We start from the raw sequence: 13,356 nt of genomic DNA, 5'->3' as shown, positions 1-13,356 counted from the left end.
AATATCTTGATGATATTTGCTTCAAAATTAACTCAATGCCGCGAAAAATATTTGACTTCAAAACGGCCTATGAGATAGACTTTAATAAAAGTAAAAGTGGTGCGGTTGAGATTTGATAAAAGAAAAACGAGGCTTAGATGTCCTCGTTTTTTATTATGTCAATTCTTGACTAAAACATAAAAAAACCAACCGAAGTTGGTTTGAAGATATATTTGGTGCACCAGATAAGATTTGAACTTACACGACTTGCGTCACACGCCCCTCAAGCGTGCGCGTCTACCGATTCCGCCACTGGTGCATTGCACTTAACTGCTTTTGTATTATAGCATTGGAATAAACAATGTGCAAGATTAAAAGTGGCTAATTTAATGATTTACGTAAAATATCGTGTATAATATTTATGGTTAAGAAGGAAGGTTATAATGAAAATTCATAAAAAGACGTCAATGACAGAGGGCGTCATTTGGAAAGAAATGCTCTTGTTTTCAATTCCGCTTTTGATTGGGAATCTATTCCAACAACTTTATAATACCGTGGACTCCTTTGTGGTTGGAAACTATGTGGGTGAAGAAGCGCTTGCGGCAGTTGGTGCAAGTACGCCTCTAAGTAACGTTATTATTGGTTTGTTTATGGGGATTTCGACTGGTGCGGGTATTCTTATTTCTCGATATTTTGGGGCGAAGAAAGATGAAGAATTGCATGATTCGATTCATACCTTTATGGCGTTTTCGTTGATTGTAAGTGTTTTTCTTACATTTTTCGGTTCCGTAATGTCCCCAATATTTCTGGGGTGGCTCAAGACACCCGCAAATATTATGGAACCTGCAACACTTTACTTAAGAGTTTATTTTTGGGGTGTAACCGGTCTTGTTATTTATAACTCCGGAGCAGGTATTTTACGTGCAATCGGGGATTCACGCAATCCCTTAATTTATCTATGCATCTCAAGTCTTATAAATGTTTCATTAGACTTATTGTTTGTTATTGTTTTTGATATGGGAATTTTAGGTGTTGCGGTTGCAACACTGATTGCTCAGCTTACATCTGCAATTTTAGTCTGGATGCATTTACTACGCGTTGATGATATTTATCAACTCAAGATGACAGATATTCGTATTCATCGAGATAAACTGTATGAAATTATTCGATTGGGAATTCCTACTGGAATTCAACAGACTGTAGTTTCATTTTCCAATGTCTTGGTACAATCGTATATCAATGCCTTTGGTTCTGCAGCCGTTGCCGGATTTAGTGCGGCGGATAAATTTAATGCGTTTTTATCCATGCCAACTCAAAGTTTTTCGTTAACAATAACGACTTTTACCGGTCAAAACCTTGGAGCTGGACGTAAAGAACGTATTATGGAGGGGGTTCGTACTGCTCTAGTTTTAGCGGTAGGGATCGTTATTATTATCGGGATTCCAACGTTTATCTATGCAGATCAACTCATTGGTTTCTTTTCACCTGAACCGATGGTTATTGTATATGGTGCACGGATGTTACGGATTATGGTGCCATTCTATTTTGCACTCAGCACAACAAGTATTTTGAGTGGTGCATTACGTGGTGCAGGCCTCACAATGGTTCCGATGATTATCATGATTTCGTGTTTCACCATCCTAAGACAAATATTCTTATTTATCATGATGCGAATCAATCATTCCATTGATTGGGTATATTGGAGTTATTCTGTTACCTGGATCAGTTCAATGATTCTTACGCTTCTTTATTCAAAAGCTTCAAAATGGCTTGAAAAAGCATAGTCCTCCAACGAGGACTTTTTTATGTTACAATAAAATAAAAAGGGTGGACAATATGAAAAAATTAAACATTATCGTTGATGTTCAAAATGACTTTGTATCGGGGACACTTGGTTTTGAAGGTGCAAACCAAGTGGTTATGAATATAATCCAAAAATTAGAAAATGAGCAAGATTGTGATGTTGTGTTCACACGTGATACGCATGGTTCAAACTATCTTGAGACGCAAGAAGGACGTCGATTACCAATTGAACATTGTATTTTGGGGTCTCATGGATGGGCGTTGGATGCGCGGTTAGAGCCATTTATTAAGCCGGATTCAATTATTTTTAATAAACCGACGTTTGCATCGTTGGAGTTGGGGAATTATTTAGATCAAAAAAATTATGATGAAATTGAAGTGATGGGTCTTGTTTCAAATATCTGTGTTATTAGCACGTGTGTGATGGTTAAGGCTGCGTGTCCCGAATCCCGCATTCTTGTAGATGCATCATGTACAGACAGTTACGATCCTCTTTTAAATCAAAAGACCTTTGATGTCCTTGAAGGTTTACATGTGGATGTGATTCGATGAGTCGGGCGAGTATTAAGCGCGGACTTTTAGCTGTATTAGCTTTGGTTCTTTTAATTGTAGGTGGCGTTGCTGTTTACTTTATTGTGGATCCATCTCCTTCAGCATATCTTATTCGAAAAGTGTTTGAAGGCGGGTTAGCGGTAAAACCACATGGGTATGAATTGATTGAATCTGAAGTTGATGCTTACACCGATTTAACGTATGAATCCACTGCTGGAAGAAATACCTTTGATTTGTTTGGACCGAAAAATTCCCAGAAGTTGCCGACGATTATTTGGGTTCACGGTGGTGCATTTGTGGGTGGTGATAAGCACGATAATTATGAGTATGCGGTTCAATTAGCGCATCAAGGCTATCGTGTTATTAATCTTAATTATGACCTCGCTCCAGAGGCGGTTTATCCGTCCCCAGTTCACCAAGTTGGTGAAGCCATAACATATCTTCAAACCCATGCTGATCTCTTTGGTTTAGATATCAATAATATTATTCTCGCGGGCGACTCTGCGGGGGCACACATTATCTCGCAATTCATGATGGTTCAGGTGGACCCGGCGTATGCCCAAAAATTGAATCAAAATGTAACTTTAAATCCAAGTTCTATCAAAGGGATGGCATTGTTTTGTGGTCCCTATGATTTAAATGGTCTTTTAAATATGCAGTCTTCATCCGGTATTTTAGATTTCTTTGTGAGCCGTTTAGCGTGGGCTTATATGGGTGAAAAGGCATGGATGGATACCGATTATGTTGAATCATTGTCCATTCTTAATCATGTAACGAGCGATTTTCCACCGACATTTATTACTGACGGTAATCAAATGAGTTTCATGGAAGATGGCTTAAAAATGCAGGCAAAATTGGAATCGCTCGATGTTCCAGTCACTTCTGTCTTTTATGAAGGTGTGGCAGATGTTTTAGGTCATGAGTATCAATTTAAAATGGATAATCCGTATTCGGTTCATACATTTGAAGAATTTGTTGGATTTCTAAATAATTATACAAAGAAGGTGTGAAGGCTCACATCTTTTTTGATGGGGTTTTATATATGCAATGAATATGCGATAATGTTATAATAAACACATGAAATGAGGAAGTTATGAAGAAACGTTTAGGATTATTAAGTGTCGTAATTATCGTGATCGATTTGCTATCTAAGACATGGATCGACAAAACAATTCCATTATGGGAATCTTTACACGTTATACCCGGATTTTTCTCACTTCGGTATGTACGTAATACAGGAGCAGCATGGAGCTTGTTGGATGGTCAAAAATGGCTGTTTATCGTTCTTGCATCAGCAGTATGCATTGTGCTCGCCTATTATTATGTAAAAGAAGATAAACCTGTCATTTTGACAGCGATTGCCTTAATGTTTGCAGGTACTTTTGGGAATTTGTTCGACCGCGCAGTTTATGGCTATGTACGTGATATGTTTGCGTTCAATATCTTTGGATATCAGTTTCCTGTATTTAACGTAGCAGATATGAGTTTGGTTGTAGGGGTTTGCATTCTAGCAATCGTACTCTATCTCGATGAAAGAGGTCAAAAATATGAATAAATTAATTGTAGAAGAAATGTTTGATGGAATGCGTATTGATCAGTATATGGCACTTGCTGTAACAGATTATTCACGCAGTGTTTTACAAACATGGATTAAAGATGGAAAAATAACAGTGAATGGGAATGCGGTTAAACCGAACCTTCGCTTAAAAGAAGATGATGTTGTTGAGTATGAAATTACGGAAGAACAAATTTCGATTGTTCCCGTCGCGATGGATTTGGATATCGTCTATGAAGATGACGCAATCCTTGTTGTGAATAAACCAAAAGGGTTAATTGTGCACCCATCACCATCAACCTTAAATCAACCTACGTTGGTTCATGGCTTGTTAGCACACACAACGCAGTTAAGTAATCTTAATGGCGAACTTCGCCCAGGTATTGTTCACAGAATTGATAAAGATACAACGGGTTTGTTAGTTGTAGCAAAAACAAACGAAGCGCATGAAATTTTAGTTGAAGACTTAAAACAACGACTTATTTCAAGAGAATATGTTGCAATTGTTCATCATCAATTTAAACATCAAAGTGCAACGGTTGATGCGCCAATTGGTCGTGACCCCAAAAACCGTCAACGCATGGCTGTCACAGATCAAAACAGTAAGCATGCAGTAACGCATTTTTATTTGACAGAACGGTTTAACGATTATAGCGTCTTGCGTTGTAAGTTAGATACAGGGCGTACGCATCAAATTCGTGTTCATGCTCAGTATATTAAACATCCAATTGTAGGTGACCAAACGTATAGTTATAAAAATACATGGGATACAAACGGTCAATGTTTGCACGCTCAAAAATTATCGTTAACGCATCCCATTACAAAAGAGGTTATGACGTTTGAAGCTGAATTACCTCAAACAATGAAAGATGTAATCGAGGACATCAGGAGGTTAGATTAATGTATACAAAGTCTCAATATGATGCATGGGTAATTGAAGTCGCAAACTATTTTATGAAGCATTTTCAATATCAAATGGTTTCAATGACTCAAGACAGTTCACAGGTATGGCTTGTGAATCAAAATGTTGAGGACAATTCGATAATCATGGTTACTTCGACATCCCTTTCGAATATTGATCGTGCGATGATTTCAAAGCACCGTGAAAGCCTTGCACTCGTGTTCAAGACGAAGGCAGAGGGTCTTAATATCAGTGTGAATCAAGAAGACAAAGTTGGGGATGATTTGAATGTGGTTGTTGGACCGAATTATATTTCATCGTCGCAAATCTTAGATTCTTATGGTGAATTGAAGGGGTTACTAAAAGTAAGCCAAAATCCGGATCGTTCTTTGTCAAAAGCGGTTCTTAGTCTGAAAAAAACAATCGGAAAAATGCAAAAACAAGCACGTTATCGCTCATTTCCTGTAACCAATGTTATCTCAATTATTTGTGTTGTGGTGTTCTTAATTGCACAATACTTAATCTTAGTGCCTGGGTTAAACATCAATACGGTTGCGGTTATGTTGGGGGCATTTTATAAACCATTTATTGTTCATGCTCATGAGTGGTTCCGTTTTTTAACTGCAGGATTTCTTCATATTTCGTTCCTTCACCTGATTATGAATCTGATGTCTCTAAGAAATTTAGGTGTGGTGATGGAAACGGTGATGGAAGGTAAAAAGTACTTATTTACCTTGATTGCTGGAATTTTGATGGGGAATGCATTTGTTTTTATTCTCGATGAGGGTGTTATTGGACTTGGTATCAGTGGTGGTTTATTTGCCTTGCTGGGTGCAATGTGCGTTTATTTGGTTGAAACAAAAGCAATGCGTAATCCAAAGGTTATGTCTCAAGTTTTCCAAGTGTTATTTATTAACTTAATTATTAGTACTTTACCTGGTGTGAGTGCAACGGCTCACTTAGGTGGTTTAATTGCTGGAGTGTTGTGTGGACTTATTTTTTCAAAACGAAAAGATTGGGACTATTTACGTAAAGGAACCATGGTATTATCGTCAGTATTTGTTGTTGGGATTGGAATTGTAATGACTCAGCATGCTGGAACCTTATCCAGTCCAAGATTGGATATGTCTGTGATTAATAGTTGGTATGAACTTGGATTTAAAAATTATGCAAACCGCTTAAGCGGTTTTATGAAGTAGGGGAATCGTATGAGTAAACGAGATAATGTCATTTCTTGGGATGAATATTTTATGGGCTTGGCTCATTTGTCGGCGTTACGGTCAAAAGACCCTTCAACTCAAGTTGGTGCCGCAATTGTGGATCAGCAAAAAAAAATCGTTGGAATTGGCTATAATGGCCTTCCAACGGGATTGAGTGATGATGCGTTTCCTTGGGAGCGTGAGGGAGATTTTCAAACAACGAAATATGCTTATGTCGTTCATGCAGAGTTGAATGCAATTCTCAATGCGACCCAATCGTTACAGGGGTGTACAATTTACGTTTCTTTATTCCCATGTAATGAGTGCTCAAAAGCAATTATTCAAAGCGGTATTAAAGAAATTGTTTATGAAGATGATAAGTATGCAGAAACAGATGCTGTTTTAGTGTCAAAACGCATGCTTGATGCAGCAGGGGTTTCCTATCGTAAGATTGATAAACCCATCGCGGTTTCGCTTACACATCGTTAAGAATGCGTTGTGTATTGGCGAAGTGAACCTTAGCAACATTTTCGAGTTCCTCTTTGCCATAACGCTTTACAAATTCTTTACCAAATGCATCAACGTGAGGACCAGCGCCTTTGGGGAATGTACAGTCGTATTTGCGGGATAGTTTATCAAGGTAATCTAAAAAACCAAATCGCGCAATGATTGCACCGCATGCGACGGCAATATATTTGTTTTCGGCTTTAGTTTCAAAGATTAATCCCCTGAAGATTTCCGGTTCGCCCTTAAGGGCATTGTAGTAAGGTTTTTCAGCCATGAACTGATCAATGATTGCATAGGGAGGCATTACATAGCGTTTTTTTAAATTTAAAAAAGCTTGATTATGGAGCTTTGCCTTAATAACATTCATGTTCATGGTTGGATGGACACGGTTGTACTTCTTATTATCGAGAATAAGAAGACTGTATTGAAGTTCACGTTTCAGAATCGGTGCGATGTTTCGAATTTTATCATCCGTCATTTGCTTCGAATCTACAATCTCCGAAACGGGAATGCGTGATAAGTCGGATTCATTCACAATACAAGCACACACCGTGATGGGGCCGAAGTAATCTCCGGTACCGACTTCATCACTTCCTGCCATAGAACCTTTGAGCTTCGATGTTGAAGCAACACTAGATTGTGGTTTTGCAGGCTGTTCTGAATAGGATGAAGCATGAAAAGATGCGCCTTCCCCGCTGAAAACAACCTTACCACTGGTATAGGCTGTAATGGTTACATCACTTCCCTTAATTTGGAAGTGAGTGTACTGAATATCGTAACGAATCGGATATTTTGAATATCGTGATTTTAATTCGTTAATTTGGTTATCTGTTAATTTTAATGTAATAGTTGTCATACTAATAATATAGACTATTTTTTATGAAATGAACAGTTGAACCCTTAAAATAAAAATACAAAAGGAGTGATTTTATGGTGATGTTTCCTAATGATTGGATGGGCTACTTAAATGGGGTTATTATAATATGGTTTGCGGTGACCCTATACATTGGATACAAGAAAGGTTTGTTGTTGCAACTTGTTGATGTTGTTGGAACATTTGTATCTCTTTTTGCAGCATGGATTTTTGCACCGGTTTTTGTGCAAGTTTTCCAATTCTTCAAAGCATCGGGAACGGGGTTTTTAACCATTAATCAACTCGTTGTACATCAAATGAATCAGTTGATTTGGTTTGTAATTCTATTTATTGTGATTCGTATCGTTTTAATGCTTGTAACACCACTTGCAACGGTAATCTCAAAAGTCCCTTTAGTAAAGCAAGTAAACTCAGCAATTGGAGGGGTCTTTAGTGTCGTGTTTTTTGCACTTAAACTTGTTTTGATCTGCGTTATATTGTCGACACCAATCATCAAAAATGGCCAGGAAGTGATCGATAACACGTGGCTCGTTTATGTTGAGAAGGCTTCAAAACCAGTTTTAGGAGCTTTTGATGATTTCATGAATCAAAATACTGCAATTCAAAGCATTATTACAGATCAACAATTATCGCCAAGTCAACAAGAAGCCATGGTCAAGTGGCTTGAAAAACATGGTTTTAATGAAATACAGATTAGGGAGTATCTAGAAAAATATGAATAATACATCGTCTCGATTAGAGTTCGATAAAGTGCTTGAGCGCATCGCTCATTTCGCATCTTTTTCCTTGGGAAAGGAAGCGGTTTTGAATACGGTTCCTTCATTTTCTTCATTAATCGTAAAACGTGATTTGGCTCGTGCTAAAGATGCGTTGCAATTAGTGGTTGTGAATGGCTCAATGTCCTTTGGAGGGATTACCGATGTGTCCTATGCCTTAACCCTTGCTGAAAAGGGTGGTACTTTATCCGTAGAAGATATCGTAGATGTCGGACGCTTTATGCAAGGTCTTGAACGTCTAAAAAAACAATTTAGAAATTTAGAAGGGTCTTATCCTGCACTTGAGGATTTATTTGAAAGTCTTGAAGTGAAAGCATCAACTTTGAAACATATTGAGCATTGTTTTGGAGAACAAGGTGAAGTTTTAGATCGTGCAAGTGCTCATTTGGGCGAACTAAGACGCCAAAGCAAAGCACTGGAACAAAATATTGAGAATAAAACACAAGAGTTTTTAACAAAAAATCGGGCAATGCTGAGCGAAGCCGTCGTTTCACTCCAACATGGTCGCCGTACATTTTTAGTCAAACCTTCAGATAAGTATAAGCTTGAAGGAACAATTTATGGTGAATCCGCAAGTGGGCAGTCGGTTTATTTTGAGCCTGCCTTTTTAGCGCGAATGCAAAATGAATATCAAAGTCTCATCCATCAAGAACATGATGAAATTGAACGTATTTGTCGTGAAACATCAAACTTAATTGCGGAAGATGCTCAACAGTTAACCGCAGATCTTGATACGGTCGCAATCATCGATTGTCTTTTTGCGAAAGCAGAATGGGGATCACACAATGATGCTGTGGTAGCGACCTTGACCCAAGATCGTTTAAACTTAAAAAATGCACGTCATCCTCTTATTAATCCGAAAGAAGTTGTCGCGAATACATATACCTTAACACCACCTCATAAAATGATCTTAATTAGTGGTCCCAATACAGGGGGGAAAAGTGTGAGTTTGAAAACAATGGGGTTATCGATTCTCATGACTTTAGCGGGTTGTCCAATTTGTGCGGAATCAGCAGAAGTGATGTTAGTGGACCAAGTGTTTGTGGATATTGGTGATCAACAGTCAATTGAAAAATCATTATCTTCTTTTTCTGCTCATATGGAAACAATGACGCAAGTGAATGCTCAAGCAACATCCAAATCCATTGTATTGCTTGATGAATTGGGATCGCAAACGGATCCTCTTGAAGGGGAAAGTTTGTCAATGGCTATTTTGGATCACTTTAGATCGGTTGGTTGTTGGGTTATTGCGACGACACACTTTTCAAGACTTAAAAAATACGGAACGCAATATGACGATATTCTGATTGCAAGTGTTGAGTTTGATTTGCAAAATCTTAAACCAACATACCGTTATCGTGAAAATGTAATGGGTGAATCCAATGCTTTTGCGATTGCGAAGCGTCTAGGGTTACAAGCGGATATTATTGACCGTGCTTTTAAATACAAACAAGAAGGTCAATATGAAGCGGATCATTTATTAGAAATTCTTGAAGCGAAAATTAATGAACAAGATAAGCTTGAACAAGAGCTTCTAAAAGAAAAAGAAGCGATTGAAACACTTAAGCACGAAGCATTGATGAAACAAAAAGCACTTGAAGCTGAGTTTGTTCGTAAAGAACAAGCCTTGCGTGAAGAGAATGAAGCATTATTGGAACAGATGGTTGAAGAGGCGGAACGCCAATTGGATGTATTAAATAAAACGAATCGTCCTGACCTTCGAAAAAAAGCAGTTAAGCAAATTCAATCATTGCAAGCAGAAACAGCTGTTGATGAGACCATTGGTAAGGGTGATCGTGTACAGTTAAAATCCACTAACCAAGTTGGTATTGTGGATTCAATTGAAAAAAACACAGCCTTTGTCTCGATTGGTGGTTTAAAAGTAAATGTTGATTTAAGCAAGCTCACTCGTATTGCTGGACCTGCGAAAAAGGTGAAAGCAAAACCAACACGAAGTCATAGTGTTAATGCGAGATCTTCATTTAAAACAGAATTGAATATTATCGGTCTTCGTGTTGTGGAGGCTATACCTCAAGTTGAGAAATATATTGATGAGTGTGTACTTCATAAAGTACCAACGTTTAGAATTATTCATGGACATGGGACGGGACAACTTCGTACTGCAGTTCATCAAACACTACGTCGTAATAAACATGTAGGCTCCTTTGAATTAGGTGGTGTTGGTGACGGTGGTCTGGGTGCGACGATTGTGAAATTAAAACAATGACCCATACAACAATTGAAGAAAAACTGAAACGACTACCGATGGAGCCGGGTTGTTATCTTATGAAAAATAAAAATGGGGAAATCATCTATGTGGGAAAAGCGAAAAAATTAAAAAATCGCGTAAGCTCCTACTTTACAGGTGCCCATGATCATAAGACAACGCGCATGGTACGTCAGATTGCTGATTTTGAATTTATCATAACCAGTACGGAGAAAGAGTCCTTAATTCTAGAGATTAATTTAATTAAAGAACACCGTCCTCAATTCAATATTATCTTTATGGATGATAAATCATATCCATATCTTAAAGTACCACGTGAGGGTAAACCCGAGGTTTTGGTCGCTCGCGATCGAAAGCAATCAAAGCAATTTCATTACTTTGGACCGTATCCAGATGCTACTGCAGCCCGTGATATGGCGCGGCTTCTAAACGATTCTGTGCCTACAGGAGATACCTTATTACCCAACACATTAGCCATTTACAGTGCATTTAATCGAACGGGAAAACGTTATTCAAAAGAAGAATTAGATGTTTGGCGTCAAAATGTTATGAGTATTTTGAATGGCAATATAAAACCCTTTAAAGAAGAATTAGAGCGAAAAATGTTAGAGGCGAGTGAATCTTTAAATTTTGAGTTGGCTCAAGTCTATAAAGAAAAATTGCACGCTCTAGATTATATTGGTGATAAACAACAAGTTCAGTTTTCTTTAAACGAACGATTTGATTTGTTCCACTACGCCTACTATCAAGGTTACATTGCAATTGTCGGATTGTTTGTTCGTGGTGGTCGTTTATTAGAGCGCAGTATGGCGGTTGAAGCATGCATGGAGGAGCCCCTCGATGCGTTTGTCTCTTTTATTGCGCAATTCTATGAAAATCAACCGTTACCGAAAACAATTTATGTTCCAAACGTTGTTGATGCGGAAGAGTTGGGGGATGTTTTAGAGGCTGAAGTCAAAATTCCGATTCGAGGTAAGAAGAAAACCTTGTTGGAGATTACCCAAAAAAATGCACAACAACAGCTCGATGATCAATTCTCATTACTTCGTGAACGTCAACAATTCAAAGATGAAGCGTTGAAGGATTTAAGTGATGCTTTAGGTATGAAGACTTTGATTCATCGTATTGAAGTTTTTGATAACTCACATATTTCGGGTTCATTCGCAGTATCAGCGTGTGTTGTTTATGATGATGGGGAGCCAAATAAAAACTTATATCGACGGTATAAGTTGCATCAAGGTAATGATGACGTTGCATCCATGAAGGAAGTTTTGTATCGACGTTATTTCCGTTTGTTACGTGAAGAGAAGCCAATGCCAGATTTAGTGTTGGTTGATGGTGGTAAACCACAGCTTAATGCGGCTTTGGAGGTTTTAAGAGATCTCGAATTGAATTTAAGGGTGTGTTCTCTTGTTAAAGATGATCGTCACCGTACACATGCTTTAATGCGTGAAGATGGCAGCATGATTTCAATCAATAAAACCAGCTCCCTTTTTAATTTCCTTATGCAAATGCAAGATGAAGTGCACCGCTTTGTGATTACATATCATCGTAACCTAAGGAAAAAAGCAATGACTCGATCAATTCTTGATGAAGTAAGTGGATTAGGGAAGGTTCGACAAAAAGAACTATATAAGAAATTTGGATCACTTAAAAATATTCGTGCAGCATCCTTAGAAACTTTGAAGACGGTTTTACCGGAGGATGTTGCGATTGATTTGTATGATATACTACATATAGATTGGAATGATTATCATGAAAAAAATTAGTACATTGGGAATTTTTGATTCGGGACTGGGTGGCTACAGTGTCTATCAATACTTAAAACAAAATCTTGATCCAGTCTCTTTGGTGCTCTATGCAGATCAAAAGCATGCACCTTATGGGAATCAATCGGATGATGCAATCATTGGGTATACCATCAATGCAATGCAATGGTTCCATGATCGAGAGATCTTAGATGTCGTCATTGCATGCAATACGGTTTCGGCGGTTGCTCTGACAACCGTACGTAAACATTTTCCCGATATGAATCTTATTGGTATCATTGAACTTACCGTTGGTCAAATTGATTTGACAGATGATGTTTGTGTGGGAATTGTATCGACACTTGCCACATTTAATGCCCATGCATATCGTAATTTGATTCATGAAAAAGGATCAGGATCGGTTAAAGAACTTGCGCTCCCTGAATTGGTTAATATTATTGAAGGTCTAAATCAAAATTTAGATTTAGAAACATACCTTCGGAATGAATTAACGCCAATTCTTGAGGCAACCGATTTGATTCTTGGATGTACGCATTTTCCACTAGTAGAAGATGTCTTTAGAAAAATATATAAGGGAAATATTCATGATTCCAAACGACCGATTCGTGAATTTATTGAAATGAATTATTCGTTTAACTCATCAGTGTGTCAAACCTATACAACGGGTGACGCCCATAAAATGGAACGTCAAATAGAACGTCTCTTTAAATCAATAGAAAAGGTGGAAACAATATGACAGAAATTATCGTTTGCAGTGATAACCATGGTAAGAAAAAAGTTCTCGATGCGATTTTACAGAATTATCCTCATGCAGATGCCTACATTCATTGTGGCGATAATGAACTTGATCTTGAATCCATGAAACCCTTCCATGCAGTGACCGGTAATAATGATACATTCTATAAGTACCCTGAATCGTTAGTTGTTGAGGTTAAGGGAACCCGTATTTTTGTAGCGCACGGTCATTTAATGCGTTACCGTCATATCGAAGAGGATATTATTGCCTTGGCCAAGGGACACCGTTGTACCATTGCGTGTTACGGTCATACGCATGTTCCGGTTGTGAAAGATGTCGATGGGATACTACTCATCAATCCCGGTTCACTCTATTATAATCGTGACGGATCGCCGACATGTTTCGCAAAAATCACGATTACAGATGATAAAGTGACCGTCGAAGAATTATTTGAAAGAGATTTATAAAAAGCATTGTA

The 13,356-nt window shown here is 38.0% G+C and carries 13 protein-coding genes, 1 tRNA gene and 1 pseudogene; 13 read left to right on the top strand and 2 right to left on the bottom strand.

Going from position 1 to position 13,356, the window contains the following annotated elements:
- Window positions 1–116, top strand: a pseudogene (locus tag EPJ90_RS07845) (IS30 family transposase); the annotation flags it as partial.
- A 97-nt stretch (window positions 117–213) separates the two neighbouring features.
- Here EPJ90_RS07845 and EPJ90_RS07840 read toward each other — a convergent pair.
- Window positions 214–298: transfer RNA gene (locus tag EPJ90_RS07840), tRNA-Leu, on the bottom strand.
- Window positions 299–422: 124 nt separating this feature from the next.
- Here EPJ90_RS07840 and EPJ90_RS07835 point away from each other — a divergent pair.
- From EPJ90_RS07835 to EPJ90_RS07805, 7 genes are all read left to right on the top strand, one after another.
- Window positions 423–1,763 carry an MATE family efflux transporter gene (locus tag EPJ90_RS07835; RefSeq protein ID WP_161637457.1) on the top strand — a complete coding sequence of 447 codons (1,341 nt, stop codon included), beginning with the start codon at window positions 423–425 and terminating at the stop codon, window positions 1,761–1,763.
- Window positions 1,764–1,815: 52 nt separating this feature from the next.
- The gene (locus tag EPJ90_RS07830) at window positions 1,816–2,334 is read left to right on the top strand and encodes a cysteine hydrolase family protein (protein ID WP_161637458.1); all 519 of its coding nucleotides are present in this window, start codon (window positions 1,816–1,818) and stop codon (window positions 2,332–2,334) included.
- The gene (locus tag EPJ90_RS07825; protein WP_161637459.1) at window positions 2,331–3,344 is read left to right on the top strand and encodes an alpha/beta hydrolase; all 1,014 of its coding nucleotides are present in this window, start codon (window positions 2,331–2,333) and stop codon (window positions 3,342–3,344) included. The genes EPJ90_RS07830 and EPJ90_RS07825 overlap by 4 nt, the downstream gene beginning before the upstream one ends.
- A gap of 83 nt (window positions 3,345–3,427) precedes the next feature.
- Window positions 3,428–3,889, top strand: a complete 462-nt coding sequence (lspA, locus tag EPJ90_RS07820) for a signal peptidase II (RefSeq protein ID WP_161637460.1) — start codon at window positions 3,428–3,430, stop codon at window positions 3,887–3,889.
- Window positions 3,882–4,790, top strand: coding sequence for an RluA family pseudouridine synthase (locus EPJ90_RS07815; RefSeq protein WP_161637461.1), 909 nt, complete (start codon window positions 3,882–3,884; stop codon window positions 4,788–4,790). The genes lspA and EPJ90_RS07815 overlap by 8 nt, the downstream gene beginning before the upstream one ends.
- Entirely contained in the window at window positions 4,790–5,989 is a 1,200-nt protein-coding gene (locus tag EPJ90_RS07810; protein WP_161637462.1) for a rhomboid family intramembrane serine protease, read from the top strand. Before EPJ90_RS07815 ends, EPJ90_RS07810 begins: the two co-directional genes overlap by 1 nt.
- Window positions 5,990–5,998: 9 nt before the next feature.
- The gene (locus EPJ90_RS07805) at window positions 5,999–6,478 is read left to right on the top strand and encodes a deoxycytidylate deaminase (RefSeq protein ID WP_161637463.1); all 480 of its coding nucleotides are present in this window, start codon (window positions 5,999–6,001) and stop codon (window positions 6,476–6,478) included.
- Here the strand turns inward: EPJ90_RS07805 and rnhC are convergent.
- On the bottom strand, window positions 6,465–7,352 hold the full coding sequence (gene rnhC / locus EPJ90_RS07800; RefSeq protein WP_200542932.1) for a ribonuclease HIII: 888 nt from the start codon (window positions 7,350–7,352) through the stop codon (window positions 6,465–6,467). The two genes, EPJ90_RS07805 and rnhC, sit on opposite strands and share 14 nt — an antisense overlap.
- 80 nt (window positions 7,353–7,432) lie before the next feature.
- On the opposite strand from rnhC, the gene EPJ90_RS07795 reads away from it, so the two are divergent.
- The 5 genes from EPJ90_RS07795 to EPJ90_RS07775 are packed head-to-tail and all read left to right on the top strand — an operon-like array spanning window position 7,433 to window position 13,345.
- The gene (locus EPJ90_RS07795) at window positions 7,433–8,092 is read left to right on the top strand and encodes a CvpA family protein (protein WP_244660405.1); all 660 of its coding nucleotides are present in this window, start codon (window positions 7,433–7,435) and stop codon (window positions 8,090–8,092) included.
- Window positions 8,085–10,373 carry an endonuclease MutS2 gene (locus EPJ90_RS07790; RefSeq protein WP_161637466.1) on the top strand — a complete coding sequence of 763 codons (2,289 nt, stop codon included), beginning with the start codon at window positions 8,085–8,087 and terminating at the stop codon, window positions 10,371–10,373. The genes EPJ90_RS07795 and EPJ90_RS07790 overlap by 8 nt, the downstream gene beginning before the upstream one ends.
- Window positions 10,370–12,142 carry an excinuclease ABC subunit UvrC gene (gene uvrC, locus EPJ90_RS07785; protein ID WP_200542930.1) on the top strand — a complete coding sequence of 591 codons (1,773 nt, stop codon included), beginning with the start codon at window positions 10,370–10,372 and terminating at the stop codon, window positions 12,140–12,142. Before EPJ90_RS07790 ends, uvrC begins: the two co-directional genes overlap by 4 nt.
- Window positions 12,129–12,878 carry a glutamate racemase gene (gene murI, locus EPJ90_RS07780; RefSeq protein WP_228410210.1) on the top strand — a complete coding sequence of 250 codons (750 nt, stop codon included), beginning with the start codon at window positions 12,129–12,131 and terminating at the stop codon, window positions 12,876–12,878. The genes uvrC and murI overlap by 14 nt, the downstream gene beginning before the upstream one ends.
- Window positions 12,875–13,345 (top strand): metallophosphoesterase family protein, encoded by a 471-nt coding sequence (locus tag EPJ90_RS07775; protein WP_200542929.1) that lies wholly within the window; start codon window positions 12,875–12,877, stop codon window positions 13,343–13,345. Before murI ends, EPJ90_RS07775 begins: the two co-directional genes overlap by 4 nt.
- The last annotated feature ends 11 nt before the right edge of the window (window positions 13,346–13,356 follow it).

Source organism: Erysipelothrix sp. strain 2 (EsS2-7-Brazil) (genome assembly GCF_016617655.1).
In the GTDB taxonomy this organism is placed as follows: Bacteria; Bacillota_I; Bacilli_A; order Erysipelotrichales; family Erysipelotrichaceae; genus Erysipelothrix; species Erysipelothrix piscisicarius.
The sequence above is the reverse complement of the archived record's forward strand: the minus strand, read 5'-3'. Positions and strand labels throughout refer to the sequence as shown.

What these genes read in the sequence shown, in the direction of transcription:
- EPJ90_RS07835 (WP_161637457.1), top strand. Translation starts at nt 423, where the DNA reads ATGAAAATTCATAAAAAGACGTCAATGACAGAGGGCGTCATTTGGAAA.
- EPJ90_RS07830 (WP_161637458.1), top strand. Translation starts at nt 1,816, where the DNA reads ATGAAAAAATTAAACATTATCGTTGATGTTCAAAATGACTTTGTATCG.
- EPJ90_RS07825 (WP_161637459.1), top strand. Translation starts at nt 2,331, where the DNA reads ATGAGTCGGGCGAGTATTAAGCGCGGACTTTTAGCTGTATTAGCTTTG.
- lspA (WP_161637460.1), top strand. Translation starts at nt 3,428, where the DNA reads ATGAAGAAACGTTTAGGATTATTAAGTGTCGTAATTATCGTGATCGAT.
- EPJ90_RS07815 (WP_161637461.1), top strand. Translation starts at nt 3,882, where the DNA reads ATGAATAAATTAATTGTAGAAGAAATGTTTGATGGAATGCGTATTGAT.
- EPJ90_RS07810 (WP_161637462.1), top strand. Translation starts at nt 4,790, where the DNA reads ATGTATACAAAGTCTCAATATGATGCATGGGTAATTGAAGTCGCAAAC.
- EPJ90_RS07805 (WP_161637463.1), top strand. Translation starts at nt 5,999, where the DNA reads ATGAGTAAACGAGATAATGTCATTTCTTGGGATGAATATTTTATGGGC.
- rnhC (WP_200542932.1), bottom strand. Translation starts at nt 7,352, where the DNA reads ATGACAACTATTACATTAAAATTAACAGATAACCAAATTAACGAATTA.
- EPJ90_RS07795 (WP_244660405.1), top strand. Translation starts at nt 7,433, where the DNA reads ATGTTTCCTAATGATTGGATGGGCTACTTAAATGGGGTTATTATAATA.
- EPJ90_RS07790 (WP_161637466.1), top strand. Translation starts at nt 8,085, where the DNA reads ATGAATAATACATCGTCTCGATTAGAGTTCGATAAAGTGCTTGAGCGC.
- uvrC (WP_200542930.1), top strand. Translation starts at nt 10,370, where the DNA reads ATGACCCATACAACAATTGAAGAAAAACTGAAACGACTACCGATGGAG.
- murI (WP_228410210.1), top strand. Translation starts at nt 12,129, where the DNA reads ATGAAAAAAATTAGTACATTGGGAATTTTTGATTCGGGACTGGGTGGC.
- EPJ90_RS07775 (WP_200542929.1), top strand. Translation starts at nt 12,875, where the DNA reads ATGACAGAAATTATCGTTTGCAGTGATAACCATGGTAAGAAAAAAGTT.